The 19,480-nt window shown below is 37.3% G+C and carries 14 protein-coding genes; 12 read left to right on the top strand and 2 right to left on the bottom strand.

Going from position 1 to position 19,480, the window contains the following annotated elements:
* The first annotated feature begins 126 nt into the window (after nt 1–126).
* Nucleotides 127–2,268, top strand: a complete 2,142-nt coding sequence (locus I6F50_RS06920) for a transcriptional regulator (RefSeq protein WP_197175803.1) — start codon at nt 127–129, stop codon at nt 2,266–2,268.
* A gap of 186 nt (nt 2,269–2,454) precedes the next feature.
* On the opposite strand, the gene uvrA is transcribed toward I6F50_RS06920, so the two are convergent.
* A complete protein-coding gene (uvrA, locus tag I6F50_RS06915; RefSeq protein WP_197175800.1) occupies nt 2,455–5,280 on the bottom strand; it encodes an excinuclease ABC subunit UvrA in 2,826 nt (941 codons plus the stop codon).
* A 162-nt stretch (nt 5,281–5,442) separates the two neighbouring features.
* Between uvrA and I6F50_RS06910 the strand changes: the two genes are divergently transcribed.
* The 6 genes from I6F50_RS06910 to I6F50_RS06885 all read left to right on the top strand — a co-directional run bounded on the left by I6F50_RS06910 (nt 5,443) and on the right by I6F50_RS06885 (nt 14,343).
* Nucleotides 5,443–6,810 carry an MFS transporter gene (locus I6F50_RS06910; RefSeq protein ID WP_010553785.1) on the top strand — a complete coding sequence of 456 codons (1,368 nt, stop codon included), beginning with the start codon at nt 5,443–5,445 and terminating at the stop codon, nt 6,808–6,810.
* Nucleotides 6,811–6,830: 20 nt separating this feature from the next.
* Complete coding sequence (ssb, locus tag I6F50_RS06905) at nt 6,831–7,553, top strand: single-stranded DNA-binding protein (protein WP_007586300.1); 723 nt, start codon at nt 6,831–6,833, stop codon at nt 7,551–7,553.
* 147 nt (nt 7,554–7,700) lie between these two features.
* Nucleotides 7,701–10,490 (top strand): response regulator, encoded by a 2,790-nt coding sequence (locus tag I6F50_RS20295; protein ID WP_231611839.1) that lies wholly within the window; start codon nt 7,701–7,703, stop codon nt 10,488–10,490.
* A 181-nt stretch (nt 10,491–10,671) separates the two neighbouring features.
* Complete coding sequence (arsH, locus tag I6F50_RS06895; protein WP_197175791.1) at nt 10,672–11,388, top strand: arsenical resistance protein ArsH; 717 nt, start codon at nt 10,672–10,674, stop codon at nt 11,386–11,388.
* Nucleotides 11,389–11,397: 9 nt separating this feature from the next.
* On the top strand, nt 11,398–12,414 hold the full coding sequence (gene arsB / locus I6F50_RS06890) for an ACR3 family arsenite efflux transporter (RefSeq protein ID WP_165728121.1): 1,017 nt from the start codon (nt 11,398–11,400) through the stop codon (nt 12,412–12,414).
* A 246-nt stretch (nt 12,415–12,660) separates the two neighbouring features.
* Nucleotides 12,661–14,343, top strand: coding sequence for an EAL domain-containing protein (locus I6F50_RS06885; RefSeq protein WP_231611838.1), 1,683 nt, complete (start codon nt 12,661–12,663; stop codon nt 14,341–14,343).
* Here the strand turns inward: I6F50_RS06885 and I6F50_RS06880 are convergent.
* Entirely contained in the window at nt 14,340–15,248 is a 909-nt protein-coding gene (locus tag I6F50_RS06880; protein ID WP_165728122.1) for a 1-aminocyclopropane-1-carboxylate deaminase/D-cysteine desulfhydrase, read from the bottom strand. The two genes, I6F50_RS06885 and I6F50_RS06880, sit on opposite strands and share 4 nt — an antisense overlap.
* Before the next feature lie 76 nt (nt 15,249–15,324).
* Between I6F50_RS06880 and I6F50_RS06875 the strand changes: the two genes are divergently transcribed.
* Genes I6F50_RS06875 through mshL form a run of 5 tightly spaced genes read left to right on the top strand, consistent with a single transcriptional unit; the run spans nt 15,325 to nt 19,479 of the window.
* Complete coding sequence (locus I6F50_RS06875) at nt 15,325–16,248, top strand: hypothetical protein (protein WP_007586312.1); 924 nt, start codon at nt 15,325–15,327, stop codon at nt 16,246–16,248.
* Nucleotides 16,245–16,844 carry a PilN domain-containing protein gene (locus tag I6F50_RS06870; protein WP_225305713.1) on the top strand — a complete coding sequence of 200 codons (600 nt, stop codon included), beginning with the start codon at nt 16,245–16,247 and terminating at the stop codon, nt 16,842–16,844. The genes I6F50_RS06875 and I6F50_RS06870 overlap by 4 nt, the downstream gene beginning before the upstream one ends.
* Nucleotides 16,841–17,536 (top strand): hypothetical protein, encoded by a 696-nt coding sequence (locus tag I6F50_RS06865; protein WP_010553778.1) that lies wholly within the window; start codon nt 16,841–16,843, stop codon nt 17,534–17,536. The genes I6F50_RS06870 and I6F50_RS06865 overlap by 4 nt, the downstream gene beginning before the upstream one ends.
* Nucleotides 17,514–17,837: a hypothetical protein gene (locus tag I6F50_RS06860; RefSeq protein ID WP_007586318.1), complete on the top strand. Its 324-nt coding sequence runs from the start codon at nt 17,514–17,516 to the stop codon at nt 17,835–17,837. The genes I6F50_RS06865 and I6F50_RS06860 overlap by 23 nt, the downstream gene beginning before the upstream one ends.
* Nucleotides 17,815–19,479, top strand: a complete 1,665-nt coding sequence (mshL, locus tag I6F50_RS06855; RefSeq protein WP_101217852.1) for a pilus (MSHA type) biogenesis protein MshL — start codon at nt 17,815–17,817, stop codon at nt 19,477–19,479. The genes I6F50_RS06860 and mshL overlap by 23 nt, the downstream gene beginning before the upstream one ends.
* The last annotated feature ends 1 nt before the right edge of the window (nt 19,480 follow it).

Below are 19,480 nucleotides of genomic sequence, written 5' to 3'. Positions count from 1 at the left end.
AAAATTGTTAAAATTTAGTGTGTTAGCTTTAAACCTTATAATGCTAATATAAGGTTTAAAATGCTTTTTCTATAAAATAAAGTGTAGATGTGATACGGTTTATAAAAATAAAAATACGTAAAGACTATGAATTATCAAATCGGACCTTGGCAATTTATTAGTAATCGCTGTGTGATTACTTCAAACCATTTAGAAAGGGAATTAGATCCACTTTTAGTAAAGTTATTACTCCACTTTATAGGTAAGCCTCAACAAATCGTTTCCCGGCAAGAGCTTATTGAGAGTGTGTGGCAACAGAGCTTTGTTGATGATAATGCGATTAACCGTGCAATCTCAGAGTTAAGAAAGCAGCTTGCCCACCCAATTGAAAAAGCACCGCTTTTAAAAACGCATTACCGTAAAGGATATAGCCTAACAGTAATACCTGAGCGTTTAACGCAAGCAAACGTTTCGAAAGAGCCTGCAAATATTTTGCCTGACTCACCGGGTATTTCTGCCAAAAATGAAGAAATAGCTAGTGCAACTATTTTGCAACCAGTTCAAAAAAAGAATAGTAAAAAGTTTTTGATTTATTCTTTACTCGTCATTATCTGCCTCTGCTTTTTAGTATGGTTTGGGTTGTTTTTTATTAATACACCTTCTAGTGAAAAGATTAAACAGATCACGGTTAATAAGGTAGCAAGCACGTGGAATATAGGCAGTGAGGTTCACCCTGAGATGTCCTCAGATAAACAATATTTAGCTTATACAAATGTTGAACCTGAAAATGACGTAATGCATGCATTTGTAAAGCGACTATCTGATCAAAGGGAAGTTGAAATTATCTATCCTGGCTTTCAAGTATCCATTTTATCGTGGCAGTTAAATCAGCGCTCTGTGTTGTTACAAGCTACCAACTTAAAGCAGCAAAAGTGTGAAATGGTACTCGTTGATTTAAGCCAGTTTCCTGTTATAGGAGAGGCTACTTTAATTAAAAAGTGCGACCTTAGATACACAGGTTATGCGCAAGTAGACGAAAGTGGTGGGCATATTTATTACACCGAATATAAAAATGAGCATGAGGGTTCAGGTTTATATAAATATGATTTAGAACTTAAAAAAGAATTCATAGTGATTCCACCACCAGGCGTCATGTATGGCGTAATCATGCCTCGTTTATCTCATTCTGGTAGTAAAATAGCATATGTACTTAGTCAAAAGGGTAAGCCTTTTTCTGTATTTAGCTACAATTTTGAGACCCATGAAACCAAGCGGTTATTTAAAGCAAAGAAAAGCATAATTAGCTTCGCGTTTGACTGGCTTGCAGACGATAAAGGCGTGATTGTTTTTGAAGACTCTGAGCTTTCAACCATTGTGTTTGATGAAAATAATATCATTAAACGCACACTAACGGTTACCCCAGCAATTTCACCTTATTATATTGCAGTTCAATCTGCTAATAGCCTTTTTTACTCAGCAAATAAAACACAAGCATTTTCGTTAATTAAAGCGACTAATCTTTTTAGCGATGTTCCTGAGTATGAAGCACTCTACAAAAGTGATGAAGACGACTACAACATTGTAGAAGTCATTAATGAGAAAGGGCCAGCGCATATTTTTGTATCCGAGCGCTCTGGCAGCAGTCAGTTGTGGTTATCTCAAAACGGGCTTACAAAGCAACTTAGTAACTTTACTTATGAAGGGAAATCTAACTTTGCTATTGGCGGGCTAAGAGTATCGAGTAAGCAAGATCGTGTTTTATTAAGAGTTAATAGTGATATTGCATTTTTTGACGTTCTGTCGAGCAAGCTCTATACCATAGCTGAGTTTAAAGGGCGAAAAATACTAAACTATGTATGGTCTAAAAATAATGAAAGTATAATTTATTTAGAGCGAAGTGGTTCAGAAAATCTATTTGCTCAGTTTAATTTATTAACGCGAGACACAACTATATTAGAGGATATTAAAGCCAACAAATTAATTTCAGGCGCTGACGGTACTAATTATGCAATTACTAATAATCAGTTAATTAAATTATCAAATAAACAGAATTGGGAATTGCCTAAAGACGCGCGACAAGCGCAACTTTTTGCCATTAATGGTAATTACCTTTATTACTCAGATGCTATTTCAAGAGTTGCTCGGCTTAATTTAGAAGATAAAACAGTACAAGATGTACATGTAGATTTTAAACCCATCGCATTTTTTATTAGTGATAACAATCAGATTTTCTTTACAGAATCAAAATATAAAGACATGCAAATAATACAGATAAGTTGGAACGACTAGGGCGTGTCTATCTTTTTAGATTAAGTTTACGTTGTTTTTCTCTAATAGCATTTTCGATTGTTATGTTGATAAAAGAAAAGTTAGAACAAAAAATAGCGAGAAGTGATTCTTCTCGCTATTTTTAGTTAAATGTAATCTCGGCAGTTAAATAACTTTAATGCCGATTGATTTTCTATAGCTAGACCTCTATTTACTTAATAGAGCTTTTAGGTAATGCCCAGTATGTGAACGCTCACATTCAGCAACTTCTTCTGGTGTGCCTGCAATGAGTATTTCACCACCGCCAGCACCGCCTTCAGGACCTAAATCGATAACCCAGTCTGCTGTTTTAATCACATCGAGGTTATGCTCAATAACAACAATAGTATTGCCGTGATCGCGCAAACGATGAAGCACTACAAGCAGCTGTTCAATATCAGCAAAGTGTAAGCCTGTTGTTGGCTCATCTAATATGTAAAGTGTTTTACCTGTATCGCGCTTTGACAGCTCGCGCGCTAGTTTTACACGTTGCGCCTCACCACCAGAGAGAGTAGTAGCCGCTTGACCTAAACGCACATACGATAAACCAACATCCATCAATGTTTTAAGCTTACGGGCAATAGCTGGTATTTTATCAAAGTAATCATGAGCGTCTTCAACGGTCATTTCGAGCACTTGGTGTATGTTTTTACCTTTGTATTGCACTTCGAGCGTTTCGCGGTTATAGCGTTTGCTCTTACATACATCACACGGTACATAAACGTCTGGTAAAAAGTGCATTTCAACTTTAATTAAGCCGTCACCTTGGCACGCCTCACAGCGTCCGCCTTTAACGTTAAAGCTAAAGCGACCCACTTTGTAGCCACGAGAGCGCGCTTCTTGGGTGCCTGCAAATAACTCACGAATACCGGTAAATATTCCTGTGTAGGTTGCCGGATTTGAACGCGGAGTACGACCAATCGGGCTTTGATCAATATCGATTACTTTATCGAAATGATCTAAACCGCTAATTGATTTATACGGTGCTGCTTCGGCAGTTGTTGCGCCATTTAGCTCTGTATGAGCAAGTTTAAATAATGTGTCGTTTATTAACGTTGATTTACCTGAGCCCGATACACCTGTCACACAGGTCATTAAGCCAAATGGAATTTTTAAATCCACATTTTTAAGGTTATTACCCGTTGCGCCAAATAGCTCTAGCCATTTGTCGTTAGTTGGGTGACGTTCTTTTGGTATTTCTATTCTACGCACACCTGATAAAAACTGGCCTGTAACCGACTCTTTGCTTGCTAAAATATCGTCGCGCGTACCTTGAGCAATAATATGCCCACCATGAACACCTGCACCAGGGCCAATATCAATAATATGGTCAGCGGCACGAATAGCATCTTCATCGTGCTCTACTACAATAACGGTGTTACCTAAGTCGCGTAAATGGACCAGTGTTTGTAGTAAGCGGTCGTTATCGCGTTGATGCAATCCAATTGATGGCTCATCTAGTACGTACATTACACCTACAAGGCCAGCACCAATTTGGCTCGCTAAGCGAATTCGCTGAGCCTCACCACCCGATAGTGTGTCTGCACTACGTTCAAGTGATAAGTAATTTAGGCCAACGTTAATTAAAAACGATAAACGGTCGCGAATTTCTTTTAGTATTTTTTCAGCTATTTGGCCTTTTTGTCCGGTTAGCGTTAACCCTTCAAAAAACTCCATAGCTTCACCAATACTCATGCACGTGATTGCAGGTAAGTTGGTTTTTCCAATAAATACATTTCGAGATTCTTCGCGTAAACGCGAGCCATTACAGCTAGGACATGCTTGGCTTGTTTGGTATTTAGCAAGCTCTTCGCGTACTGAGTTTGACTCGGTCTCGCGGTAGCGGCGATTCATGTTATTTAAAACGCCTTCAAACTCATGATTACGCGTAATTAAATCGCCACGGTCGTTACGATAATTAAACGCAATTTTAGTGCTACCAGAGCCATCTAAAATAATTTTTTTCGAGTCGCTGTCTAAATCTTGATAAGGCACATCTAAATCAAAACTATAATGCTCAGCAACGGCTTGTAGCATTTGATAGTAATAAAAGCTGCGTTTATCCCAGCCTTTAATTGCACCGCCAGCAAGGCTTAACTCTGGGTTATGCACTACGCGATTAGGATCAAAATATTGACGTATACCTAAACCATCACAGGTTTGGCACGCACCAGCAGGGTTATTAAACGAAAACAAACGCGGTTCTAGCTCAGTCATTGCATAGCCACAAGTAGGGCAGGCAAAGTTTGCTGAGAAGAGAATTTCTTCAGCGCTGCTATCATCCATGTATGCTACATGTGCAACGCCATTAGACATTTCAAGTGCAGTTTCGAACGATTCCGCTAAGCGTTGCTGTAAGCCATCTTTTACTTTAAATCTGTCTACAACAACTTCTATTGTATGTTTTTTATGGAGCTCAAGTGTTGGTGGATCAGACAAGTCACATACTTCACCGTCTATACGGGCGCGAATATAACCTTGGCTTGATAGCTGCTCTAATAACTTAACATGCTCACCTTTACGCTCTTTTACTATTGGCGCAAGCAGCATTAATTTACTGCCTTCAGGTAGAGCCAAAACAGTATCTACCATTTGACTAACTGTTTGCGCAGCAAGTGGTAAATCATGTGTAGGGCATCGTGGTTCGCCAACGCGGGCAAACATAAGTCGTAAATAATCGTAAATTTCGGTAATAGTACCCACAGTTGATCGTGGGTTATGAGACGTTGATTTTTGCTCAATAGAAATTGCAGGAGAGAGGCCTTCGATGTGATCTACATCAGGCTTTTCCATAAGCGATAAAAATTGTCTTGCATACGCAGAGAGTGATTCAACATACCGGCGTTGTCCTTCTGCATAAAGTGTATCAAATGCAAGTGATGACTTCCCCGAACCAGATAGACCAGTAATAACTATTAATTTATCACGTGGGATGGTTAGGCTGATGTCTTTTAAATTATGCGTACGGGCGCCTCGGACTTCAATGTTTTCCATGCTATCTCGTTTATTACCAAAATTATTTACTCAGTATCGCATAATACGAAGCAATATTAATCCTTGATCAATGAAAAATCCTTACTTATAGGCGATTAATTATTGCCAAGCTTATGGTAGAATCCCAACCTCAATTTTTCATAGAGTAAGATCACGCAGATAATGACCGCATCTTCACTTAATTCACGAGAAAAACGCGCCGCAGTATCGCTGGCGAGTGTGTTTGCATTTAGAATGCTCGGCTTGTTTATGCTGATGCCTGTATTGGCTATTTATGGACAATCGCTTGAAGGTTTTTCGCCTATTTGGATTGGCTTTGCCATTGGTGCGTATGGTTTAACGCAAGCCGTATTGCAAATACCTATGGGTCGATTATCCGATAAAATTGGTCGTAAAAAGGTTATTGTTGGTGGCTTAGTCGTATTTGCTATTGGCTCTGTAGTTGCTGCATTAGCTGACTCTATTCAAATGGTTACCGTAGGCCGCGCTCTACAAGGTATGGGCGCAATAGCCAGTGCACTACTCGCGTTTGCTTCAGATTTAAGCCGCGATGAGCAACGACCAAAGGTAATGGCCGTTATTGGTATGAGCATAGGAATGAGCTTTGCCTTTGCTATGCTACTTGGGCCAATTGTTGCAGCTTCGTGGGGTATTGCGGGTGTATTTTGGTTGACTGCTATTTTAGCTGTTTTTGGTATATTTATAGTGACTATGCTAGTGCCAAATGCGGTAAATAAAGCGCCCAAAGGCGATACATTAGCAAGCTTTAGCGACATTAAAAAACTAATTAAGCACCCTCAGTTAGCACGATTAAATGCAGGTGTATTGCTATTACACTTAACGCTAACCACAATATTTGTCGTACTGCCGAGTCAATTAATTAAAGATGGCTTAGTTGCCGACCATCACTGGTATTTATATATTCCAGTGCTATTTTTAGCATTTTTATTAATGGTACCAATAATGATTGTGGCCATTAAAAAAGAGAAAGAAAAACAAGCATTTATTGGCTCGGTAGCCTTGTTAACTATTAGTATGCTAGCAATGTCGGTATGGGTTAATAGTGTAGTAGGCATTGCTGTGTGTATGCTGCTTTATTTTGTGGCGTTTAACTTTTTAGAAGCCACTATGCCTGCGCTTGTATCGCGAATAGCACCTGCAAGCCAAAAAGGTTCAGCAATGGGTGGCTACTCATCTAGCCAGTTTTTAGGCGCCTTTTTAGGCGGTATGTTAGGTGGCTATGTAGCACAAACAACAACGACACAAGCTGTGTTTGCGGCAGCAGCACTTGTTGGGTTAATATGGCTTATTATTGCGTGGAAAATGCAAGTCCCACCCAAAAGTAAAGTTATTAGTTTAATGACCAAATTAGATTCTGAAGAGCATGCTCAAACACTTGCTTCTCAGTTAGTTGCTTTACCAGGCGTAATAGAAGCAACTGTGGTTCGCGATGAAAGTCGCAGCTATTTAAAGATTAATGATAAAGAATTTGACCTAGACCAAGCACGTAAAGTAGCTGGTTTAATCTAACATTTATAGGAGATGGTTCCATGGCACGCGGTGTGAACAAAGTAATTTTGGTTGGTAATTTAGGGCAAGATCCTGAAGTTCGTTATATGCCTAACGGCAATGGTGTAGCAAATATTACCTTAGCAACTTCGGATAGCTATAAAGATAAAAACACTGGCCAAATGGTTGATAAAACTGAGTGGCATCGTGTTGTGTTCTTTGGCAAATTAGCTGAAATTGTTGGTGAATATTGTCGTAAAGGTTCACAAATTTATGTTGAAGGTAAACTTCAAACACGTAAGTGGACCGATCAACAAGGCCAAGAAAAATACACTACAGAAATAGTTGTAGATGGCTTTACTGGTCAAATGCAAATGTTAGGCGCACGTGGTGGCGATCAGCAAAGTGGTGGTTACCAAGGTAATCAGCCGCAAGGTGGACAACAAGGTGGTGGTTACCAAGGTAATCAGCCGCAAGGTGGTCAACAAAGCGGTGGTTACGGTCAAAATAACCAAGGCCAAGCTGCACAGCAAAGTGGCTATAATCCGCAGCAACAAGCCGCACCAGCAGCACAACCAAAACCGGCTCCAGCACCACAGCAGCAAAGTAATCAATATCAGCCGCAAGGTGGTTATGCACCACAGCAAAAAAGTGCACCACAACAGCAAGGTGGTTTCGCTCCTAAACCACAAAGTGCTCCGCAAGGTGGCGCATCAAACCCAATGGAACCAACCATTGATTTTGACGACGATATCCCGTTCTAGTTTTCTAACTTTTACAGTGTAAAGATTTATTATAGGAAAGCCCCGTTCATACGGGGCTTTTTGTTTTTATGAGGCTTGTATTAGTTGATATATAAATGATTGCAATCTATCCTCTACAGACTTTTTTTGAACGAATCTATGAGAAATATGAAAACCTATTTAGCGACTGTATTTCTTTTTTTTCAGCTACTGAGCCTTAATGTACAAGCGCTTATATCGCAAACAAATATTTCAGATACAATTGCTTCAAAAAAAATAATTCAAAAAAAAATCTCTTCAAAAAATACAACCCAAGTTTTACTTATAAACTCTCTAAACCAAGATTCTCCATGGCAGCAAAGTGTCGAGAGGGGATTACGTTCTGAATTATTAGAGCGCAATGCCGGTTTTGATCTTTTTATTGAAAATATGGACGTTGGTCGATTCAATGAAATGCGACAAAAGCGATTGATGAAGGCTTATTTACAACAGAAATATTACGATAAAAGAATAGATATAATTATTAGTCGAGGCGTTCCTGCTGCCTCATTATTATCTGAATTTGACACCTTATTTACAGGGATTCCAATAATATACCTAACACCGGGTGGTAAGTTTAAAGTACCAAAAAATGAAAATGGAATTATTATTCGACCCAAACTAAATTATAAGCAAGGGGTGATAAACGCTGTTAACTTAACAAACCCTAAAAAGTTAATTGTTATCCTGGATAGAAAAAGTGGTATAGGGTCTAATTTTTACCAACATCTTATGCCGATTATTAATAGAGACTTTTCGCATTTAACGCTAGAAAAATGGTTTGATTTACCTGCCGATGAGTTAATAAATAAAGTAAATAATGCGCCTGCTGATTCAATAATACTATTTACGCCGATTTTTAGACGTTATAACGATACGGTACTTAGCCCATTTCAATTTGTGGAGCGACTAACAAGTAACAGCTCTGTTCCTATTTTTAGTTATTGGCATTCACTGTTAGGTTCGGGGATTGTTGGAGGATATTTGCTATCTGGTGAAAAAATAGGCGCTCGAGTTGCCGAATCAATAGTTTTTTTTGATAATAATAAATATTTAGAACCGGTAGATAGCGATCAGTTAAGTACTTACTATTATGATTTTAAACAATTAAAAAAGTTTGAGATAGCCCCCCAAAACCTTCCTGAACATTCCATTATTATTAATAATCAACCTTCATATTTCGAACAAAATAAAATGCTTATTTATAGCGCAATTGCAGTAATCACAATATTGAGTGGTTTTTTAGCTTTTGTACTACTTTTAAATAGTAAGCGGGTTCAATTATTAAAGGAACTTGATAGCGAAAAACTTAAATTAGAATATAGAGTTGAGCAGCGAACGGAAGAGTTGTTAATTGCAAAAAATGAAGCTGAACATTCAGCGTCAATAAAATCAGACTTTTTAGCTAATATGAGCCATGAAATTAGAACTCCAATGAATGGTGTTATTGGACTTACTAATATTTTATTAGACAGCAATTTACCACCAGAACAAAAACAGTATTTAGATAAAATAAAATATTCTTCTGACCAGCTGCTCATTGTAATTAACGATATTTTAGACTTTTCAAAAATTGAGTCTGGAAATATTAACCTTGAGGAATTTCCTTTTTCTGTAAATTCGGTTGTTGACTACATAAAAGCAACTTTTGATGAGCTAGCTCAAAGCAAAGGGATTACATTTGATATTGTCATTGGTAAAGAGGTTAAACTTGATTTAATAGGTGATGTAGTTCGAATAAACCAAGTACTGCTAAATTTATGCTCTAACGCAATTAAATTTACTACACACGGCTTTGTATCTGTATTAATAGAATCAAAAAGATCGTTAGCTGATCCTAAGAGCGTTTGTTTGTATTTCATTGTTAAGGATTCCGGTATTGGGATTGCTGAGCAAAGCCTTACCGATTTATTTGAATCTTTTACTCAAGCTGACAGCTCTACAACCAGGAAGTTTGGCGGCACAGGTTTAGGTTTAACTATAAGTAAGCGTTTATGCCAATCGATGGGTGGGGATATAACGGTAAAAAGTACTCAAGGTGTAGGTAGTGAATTTATAGCTTCGATTAAGGTGAAATTGAATAACCAAGCGTTGATTGATAACACTCCCGACCTAACTTTTACTGATCCGTTTGAGGTATTAATTGTAGATGATAATGAAGATGATCTTAAGGTAATTGAAAATCAGCTAACGGCTATGGGGCTGGTATGTACGGCCTGTCAATCTGCTAAACAAGCTATTGATATTATTGAGCAGAATAAAGAAAAATTTAAAGCCATTATTGTTGACTGGGCAATGCCAGCGATGAGTTGCGAAACCTTTTTAATACGTATTCATAGTATTAGCCCCCAGCTTTATAGCAAGATTATCGTACTTACAATGAGTGATGAAAGTTTAATTAATGATGCAGGCAAGAAAGTCAGTATACAAACTATTTTGCATAAACCTGTATATACGAGTGTTTTGTATGAGGCGATTGAACGTAAAGTGGTGGGCTCTATAAATAAAGCACCTGTAGCCAATATCGTCAGTGAAAAGTCACTGGCGGGTATCAAAATATTAGTTGTGGAAGATAACTCGATCAACAGAATAATCGTTACAAATATACTTGAAAATGCTGGTGCCCAAATTCATTTGGTCGACAATGGATTGGAATGTATTCAAATAGTAAAATCGGAAGCGTTTGATATTATTTTGATGGATATTCATATGCCTATAATGGATGGTGTTGAGGCGAGTCAAATTATTCGTAGTGATAATGACGAAACTATCGCAAACATCCCAATAATCGCCTTAACAGCTAACGTTATGAAAGATGATATTACACGATACTTATCCATTGGCATGAATGCCCATGTTGCAAAACCAATTAAAGCGCAAAAATTATGTGAAACTATAATCCTCTGCTTGAGTAAATAGTTGAGCCATTAAAATTAACTATATCAAATATCTACCATAATACCTCCCATTGTCTTGAGCTAATTTTAAATAACTTAAAAGTAAATTTTATAAAATAGAGTTTGACTCATAGGTCTTTATGTGTGAAATTTCATATATACGATTTTCCATATACTTATTTTTACCAAAGGTTGAGTTATCAATGTCAGAAGTTAATGGGTTACTAAATACAAATAAAGCACACAGTGTTGTTCCACTCACATCAAATTTTAACGTTAGTTTTTCTGAGCATAAACCTAAAATTTTATTGTTATATGGCTCATTAAGAGCGCGTTCTTATAGCAAGTTAGTTATAGAGGAGAGCGCTCGTTTATTAACGCATTTTGGTGCTGAGGTTAAAATTTTTAACCCTGAAGGTTTACCTCAAACCGATAGTGAAGATGAATCACACCCTAAAGTACAAGAGTTGCGAGATTTAATGCTTTGGTCAGAAGGGCAGGTATGGTGCTCACCAGAACGTCATGGCTCAATGACGAGTATATTCAAAAATCAAATTGATTGGATCCCTCTTAACCTAGGAGGTGTAAGGCCAACGCAAGGTAAAACATTAGCTGTGTTGCAAGTTAGTGGCGGTTCGCAATCATTCAATGTGGTGAACCAACTACGAGTATTAGGGCGTTGGATGCGCATGGTAACAATACCTAATCAGTCGTCAGTGGCACAAGCGCACTTAGAGTTTGAAGAAAATGGACGGATGAAACCCTCTGCGCTCTACAATCGGATTGTTGATGTTATGGAAGAGCTGATTAAATTCACTTTATTATTGCGAGATCAAAAAGATTACTTTGTAGATCGCTATTCTGAACGAGTGGAATCTGCAGAAGATCTTAGCCAACGCGTTAATCAACGCTCTATTTAGGGGAGATAAATGGGATTATTTGAGCGGTATCTTTCTGTTTGGGTAGCCTTAGCAATCGCTGTTGGTATTTTTACAGGCTCAATAATACCAGAGCTATTTATACTCATAGCAGGCTTTGAATATGCGCATGTAAATATAGTAATAGCGGTACTTATTTGGCTAATGATTTACCCAATGATGGTTCAAATTGATTTTTCATCTATTAAAGACGTAGGTAAAAAACCAAAAGGACTATTACTAACCGTTGTACTTAATTGGCTTATTAAACCATTTACAATGGCGTTTTTAGGTTGGCTATTTTTTAAGGGTATATTTGCAGACTGGGTCGACCCAAAAACTGCAACTGAATATATTGCAGGCATGATTTTACTGGGTGTTGCGCCATGTACGGCTATGGTTTTTATTTGGAGCCAACTGACTAAAGGCGACGCTAACTATACGCTAGTGCAGGTATCTATTAACGATATTATTATGATATTTGCATTTGCACCCATAGCAGGTTTATTGCTGGGTGTAACCGATATAACAGTACCATGGGATACGTTATTTTTATCTGTGGTGTTATATGTACTTATACCGTTAATTTTAGGGGCGGTTACGCGTAAAAAGCTAGATAAAGCCGGGGATCATTCTCGACTCAATCAGTTTTTGAGCATTATGAAGCCCTATTCTATTGTGGGTTTATTAGCGACAGTCGCTTTATTATTTGGTTTTCAGTCACAAACTATCTTAGCCAACCCCGAAGCGATTGTACTTATAGCTATTCCGCTACTGATTCAAACCTATGGTATTTTTGCTATTGCTTATTTTGCCGCAAAAAAAATGAAGCTAGAGCACAATATAGCTGCGCCAGCGTGCATGATCGCAACATCTAATTTTTTTGAGTTAGCAGTTGCAGTGGCTATTTCATTGTTTGGTTTACACTCTGGTGCTGCACTTGCAACCGTAGTAGGTGTGTTAGTTGAAGTCCCTGTAATGCTAAGCTTAGTGTATTTTGCTAACAAAACACGTCATTGGTTTAACTAGGGCTAGAGCATGATTGCTATGCTGGATGGTTTCAATTGCGAAACATCTAATATTAACTTAAGCCTGAGGAGTTAAATTTAATCTATTTATAAAAGAAAGGGCATAGTTGTTTGTTTTTGTAAGTTCTCGTTTATTTTGGGCTTTTTTGTTTAGTGCTATTAATAAACGTTTAAACTTAGTTTATAGCCTTGTACTTCTATAGATATTGAACAACACTTTAGTTAATAATTTAACGGGTGGCAGGCTATGCAAAAGAGTAAAATCTGGCTTTTCAAGTACTTCAAAGGTATCTCTTTTGTCTTATTTTTAATGATGCTTATTAGTTTTAATTTCGTTTTAAATGATGCATTACATCAAAAAGTTCATGCTTCTGGGCAGCAGTTCGTTAAACACGTTTACGAGCTGAATTTATCCCCTTCTATAAACAATGAAGTGTTGGCTGCATTAGCTAAAAGTGAAGGTTTTGTGTTGGAGGTGCCAAAGCCTGCAGAGCATGTTAGGCATTTAGTGAATATAGAGCGCGAAGTTTTTTCTTACAAAACATTAAGCTTGAGCCTCTATCACTATCCTGCTTGGGTAACACAAAGTTACTTATTTATATTGCTAAACTTGATCATATTAGGCGCCGCTGGCTGGTCTTATCGTTGGTGGGGCTTATTGAATGTAAGCCGTAGAATTACGCCCAAAAATACAATGATACAACCTACTAAAATTATTAAACAAAAACAAAATAAAATACGATTAATTAAACAAGTAAAAAAATGTGAATTAAGTTCTTTGTATGGGGTTAATAGAGCATCACATAGCTTATTTTTACTCATTGAATGTGACTTTGATAAGAAAACTGATCAAGAAGCTATTTTTAAAGTGTTAATCACTAGAAAATTGACTGAATTTAAAGATGTGTCGGTAAAAATACTAAATTCCAGTTACTTGGCCGTCACCTTGCCACATATTCCTACTCCCGAGTTAGACAGCTACGTTGAAAAGCTCCATCAGAGCGTGTTTTTACTATGCCAAAATTATCAAAAAAGTATGACTCATAAAAACATTAAAATAGGTGCGTGCGACTATCGATTAGGCGCAGATAAAATTGCGGTTTATCAGTTAGCAAAATCAGCACTTATGCTATCGCAAAACAGCTCAGTACAGCACTTTCACCGCTTAGCGTTAAATTACTGTCAAGAAAAACCACTTTCTAGTAAGCAAGTTATCGAAAATATTAAAAAGAATAAATTTATATTATTCTTCCAGCCTTTATTTGAGCTCTCTAGCGGGGAAATTTTAGAACATGAAGCTCTTATCAGGGTTAGGCATAGCCAACTTGGTTTACTAGCTGCTCGTTATTTTATTAATCAGGTTTATAGTAATCAAGACGCTTTAATATTAGATAAAGCAGTAATAACACAAGTTAAAAAGCTAATGCTGAGTGAACCTTCGGCCTTAACAGTTAGTGTAAATCTACACCCTAAAAATTGGTTTAATACTGTATTTTGGGAGTGGTTAGCCAATCAAATGGCAGAGCTTAAGTTAAATACTAAATTACAATTTGAAATAAGTGAGGCAGAATTTTTTACTCATAGAGAATCGATAACTAATGCACTTAATGTAATTAAAAAAAGCCGTTCACAAGTTGTGATTGATAATGTAAAAAGTAGTGAGAAAGTAGCTGTATTAGCTAATTATAATCAAGTATGCGGACTTAAATTATCATACGAACTAATTCATTTATTAAATGAAAAAACTCAAAATCAAAGGCGAATAAAAAAGATAGTTGAAGCCGCAAACCTTTTAAATTTACCTGTGTATGCAGTTGGCGTAGAGACTCAAAAAGAGTTGTTTACGCTTGCCAAATTGGGAGTGGTGGGAGCTCAAGGGTTTTACTTTTCAGAGCCACTTCAAGAGTTTACGCAAGCGGTATTTAATTAAATTAATCCTCTATATTTAAGTCCATTTAGCCCCTGAAGCCCGCCAGTATGAACCGCAATAATTTTACTCCCAGATGGGAAATAATCTTGCTCAATAAGCTGCCATAATGCATACATCATTTTCCCGCTATAAATAGGCTCAAGTGGTAGATTATGTGTGCGGCTCATATCTTGGCAAAACTGCCATAACTCAGGTGAAAACTTACCATAGCCGCCACCATGAAACTCTGTGAGTAACTGCCAGTTGTTTTGATTATTAGCTTTAGCGCTCAGCTTTTTTATTTCTTCTTTTAAATAATTAGCTTGTTTTAATACTGCTACACCAATCACTTGTGTTGTTGAAGCACTGCCTTCTATTAATCCAGCAAGCGTGCCACCACTACCGGTAGGGCACACTAAGTAGTTATGCTCAGGTAAGCTTTGTACTAACTCTTTACACCCTAATAAGGCGTGCTCGTTTGTACCACCTTCAGGAATAATATGAGCATTTGGAAAGTGCTCTTGCAGAGCATTAAGGTAATCGGTGTCGTGGCGTTTTCGATACTCTATACGATTAACTACATGTAGGTTCATACCACAATGTTTTGCAAATTGGATTGTTGGATTGTTGTTATCCAGTTCAGGTCCGCGAATAATCGCGCGAGTTTTTATATTAAATTCTTTTCCGGCAGCTGCACAGGCGTGAATATGGTTTGAAAACGCACCACCAAAAGTCAGAAGTTCTGTTTTATTTATCTTTTGCATGTACGCTAAATTATATTTCAATTTACGCCATTTATTGCCACTTATTAGCGGATGGAGCAAATCATCACGTTTTATACCTAAATAAAGATTTCTCTTTTTTAGAAACGAGCTATCTATTTGTTGAATATAGTTATTTTCATCTATTTTGAATATTTCATGCATTTTGTTGGTTTTCAATTTGGCAAAGTAGTTAAAATGTACGACACTTATTTCATACACAATTAACAATAGTAGCTATATGAAAGAAAAGCTGTTTTCATGGTTAAATCGTAGTTTAGATCCAAATACAGCTATTGGTGTTGCAACTTACGCAGATACTGTTAACGCAGTATGTTTAAAAAAACAACGCGACCAATGGATGGTTCACAGTTCTCACAGTGTAAATGTGTCTGAGCAAACCGATTATACCGCTGCAATTGTTGCTTGTACAAATGAGGTTTCTACTGATATTTGTGCAGTTAATTTAGTCATACCGCACTACTTTTATCAAATAGTGCAAATGGATAAACCAAACCTTAGTGATGAAGAAATTATTCAGTCACTCCCTTGGACTACAAAAGATTTAGTTGATATAGCTTCTGAAAATATTGTGGCTGATTTTATCGATTATCCAATAACGTTACCGATGCAAAGCAGTAAAATGAATGTGTTTATTACGAATAAGCTGCAACTACTTCCGTTTATAGACAGTTTTGAACAAACTAAACCTGTTTTGCGTGCAATGACCTCTGAAGAAATGGTTTTAGTTACCTTGTTTGGCTCATACAAAGAGGCGCATATGCTGATTGTGCAACATGCTAATCATGAACCTCGAATCTTAATTATTCGTGATGGGCAATTAGTATTAGCTAGGCGATTAAATGGTTTTTTGGGTATTTCAGATAAGGATCAAAATCAAGAATTGGTAGAAGCGTTAGGATTAGAAATTCAGCGTTCTATGGACTTTTTTGAAAGCCAGCTCAAGCAACCACCAATTCGCAGCATTCAGTTACAGTGCGATGATTTATCCTCATTAACTCTTAGAGCCGGGCTTGCAGAGTTTTTACAAGTAAAAGTTGTAGATTTTGAGCCTAACTTAGAATTAGCGCAGCAATTAGAGCCAAATTTTTATTATGCGCTTGGGGCAGCCTATCAATTAACAGATCCTGAGTCTGTGCTATGAAAACCCGGATTAACTTTTATCAAAAAACCTTACGCGTACGGCGAGACCCAGTCCCTTTGTCTGGAATGATTACGTTATGGTTAGGTGCGCTATTAATTATTGCAATCACGTGGGCTTTTTACAGTTATAAAACATATTCTAGTGAGCTTGATTTAGAACAAAATAGGCAGTACCTAAAACAAGGAAAAGCTCAGTTAGAAGTTGTAAAACAGCAGTTAGCAGAGAAACAAAATAAAACACTCTTTATTAATGAGCTAAAAACACTTCAGCAAGAGGTTTTGCACAAGCAGCAAATATTTAGCTATTTAGAGCAAAGTTCAGATCAGTCTGCAACCGATTACGCACAGGTAATGCACGATTTAGCTAAGTATCATGAACCTAATATTTGGCTGACCCACATTAAGTTTGTAGGGCAAAGTGTGACGCTTCAAGGTCAAACATCGCAATCAAAATTCTTACCAATTTGGTTTGATAATTTAAAACAGTCGCCATTTTTTATTGATAAAGAGTTTTCAGTTTTAGAGTTATCTACGCAAGCAGGTGTGAGTGAATTTAATGTAGCGACAGACCTTAGTGATGAGGGCGATAAGCCATGAGCCAAACAACAAGTAGCCAGAATAATAAAAATAAAGGTTGGCCATTATGGGTCAAATACCAAGCTCAGTTTGCATCGCTGCAAAAACGTGAGAAGTATTCCACCTTATTTGTTGGTTTGTTTATAGTGATTTACCTCGGTCTCTGGTTCGTTATTTTTCCACAGCAAGATGAAGTTGCCAACATACGTTCAAAGCACAATACAACGCTGCAAGAGTTACAGCAGATAAATGCGCAACTCTCCATGTTAAACCAAGCACTAAACTACGACTACACTAAGGTTTTACGCGGTCAAATTGCACAAACCAGAGATGAATTAGCCGAAATAAATAATCAACTTAATAGTTTTAGCCAAGGCTTTGTAGCTGCTAAAAATGTACCTGCCGTTTTAAAAGATTTGCTCGTAGATAGTAGCGACGTAAAAGTGAGTAGCTTTAATGTAAAACCAGCACGGGCTATCGATGTAGAAAAACTAGGTGAACATGATACGCAAACATTATTTTTTGAGCATCAGATGGTAGTTACTTTGCAAGGTAGCTACTTTAGCTTACAAAAATATTTAGCCGCATTAAAAAATAATCAAGATAAGTTATTAATACAAGAGTTTAGTTATCAGGTACTAGAGTACCCTCAGGCTGAATTAACTTTACAAATTGCTACAGTGAGCGCTAATGAAAAATTTATCGCGTTATAGTATTTGTACTTTGGCTTTTTACATTATTGCGCCGAGTGCGCTTGCGCAACTTCGCGATCCGACTCAGCCAAATATGTTTGTGAGTAACAATAGTCCAGTTAAGCAAAGTACAGAACTTAAATTGCAATCTATTATTAAAAACAGTACAGCATTTAAGGCCATTATTTCAGGCCATATTTATCGAGTTGGTGATGCTGTAGATGATTTTCGGGTGCTAAGCATTAACTCAAAACAGGTTGTGTTAGCAAATGATGATAAACAAATAAAATTAGAATTATATGACTATGAAATTAAAAAATAATTTATCTCATCCGTGGCTTGTTCTTCTATTGTTACCTACATTTTTAACTGCGTGCCATAGCTTTAAACCAGGTAAAGAGGTTAAAAATCATATAGAGCAAGAGTTATCTGAAAGACCTACAGAGCCTAAAGTAATTGTGCCTTTACAAATGCCAAGCGAACTTACACAAAGCTTATTGTCATCTATAAATAATGAGCAAACTATAAGTGATGATTTATCTATAAAGCGTTTTGATGTCGCAGCAAATGATGTTGAAATAGGCGCTTTTTTTGCAGGCTTAACAGACGATACCCCTTTTAGTGTTGCTGTGCATCCTGAGGTAAATGGCACAATTAATTTAAATCTTAAAAGCGTTACGTTTAATGAAGTCATTAATGTTATTAAGCGTATGTATCCTTTAGATATTGTTAATGAAGGACGAATTGTACAAGTACTACCAGCCAAAATGCGCACAGAAACAATACCTGTAAATTATTTAATGATGCAACGCCATGGTCAGTCTACAGTGAGTGTTGTTGCTGGTGGGGTGAGTCAATTTGCACAAAGTGGCAGTGGTTCGAGTGGTTCAAGTTCAGGTAATAGTAACCAGCAAAATAGTGAATTTGGCGGCGATAATCAAAGCTTAGATTTGAATGGTTCTCGAATCCAAACAATTAATAAAAACGATTTTTGGAAGGAATTAGAAGTTGCCCTTAAGTCTTTAATTGGCGCAAGCGATGGGCGCTATGTTGTTGCAAGCCCACAAGCTAGTTTGGTAACCGTAAATGCATTACCAAGCGAAATTAGTCAGCTAAAAGAGTTTTTACGTCAAAGCCAAGAAAACCTACAACGCCAAGTTATTCTAGAAGCAAAAATAATAGAAGTAACCTTAAAAGATGAGTACCAACAAGGGGTCAACTGGGAGCGCATAGCCAGTGGTTTAGAAGGCGGTATTTCGTTTGCTACAACAGCGGGTTCTACAATTAGCAATAGTATTTCGGCTGCCATTGGCGGAGCGTCATCGCTGACAATTCAAAAGGGTGACTTTAATGGGGTTATTAATTTGCTAGAAACCCAAGGTGATGTGCAAATGTTATCTAACCCTCGCGTTACGGCTACAAACAACCAAAAAGCAGTTATAAAAGTAGGGCAAGACGAATACTTTGTTACTAATGTATCAAGTACGACGGTAACTGGTACTGCTACAACTACCTCGCCTGAGATTGATTTAACACCGTTCTTTTCTGGTATTGCGCTTGATGTAACGCCGCAAATTGACAAGTACGGCTCAGTCATCTTGCATGTTCACCCTTCAGTAACTGAAACAGAAGAGCAGCTAAAGGTAATTACTTTAGACGATCAACGTTTTGAGTTACCTCTAGCGCAAAGCAACATTCGAGAGTCAGATACCGTTATTCGCGCTCAAAGTGGCGAAATAGTTGTTATTGGTGGTTTGATGCAAACGTCAACACAGGATGAAGAATCAAAAACACCCGTGCTGGGTGATATCCCCATATTTGGCAACTTATTCAAAAGTATTCGTAAACGCCAAGAGAAAAAAGAACTAATTATTTTAATCAAACCAACCGTTGTTATGCCCGATACTTGGAAAAAACAACAAGGTGAAAGCCGTCAGCTTTTAAAAACATGGTATGAAAACTAAC

Source organism: Pseudoalteromonas sp. NZS127_1 (genome assembly GCF_015864295.1).
GTDB classification, from domain to species: Bacteria; Pseudomonadota; Gammaproteobacteria; order Enterobacterales; family Alteromonadaceae; genus Pseudoalteromonas; species Pseudoalteromonas arctica.
The sequence above is the reverse complement of the archived record's forward strand: the minus strand, read 5'-3'. Positions and strand labels throughout refer to the sequence as shown.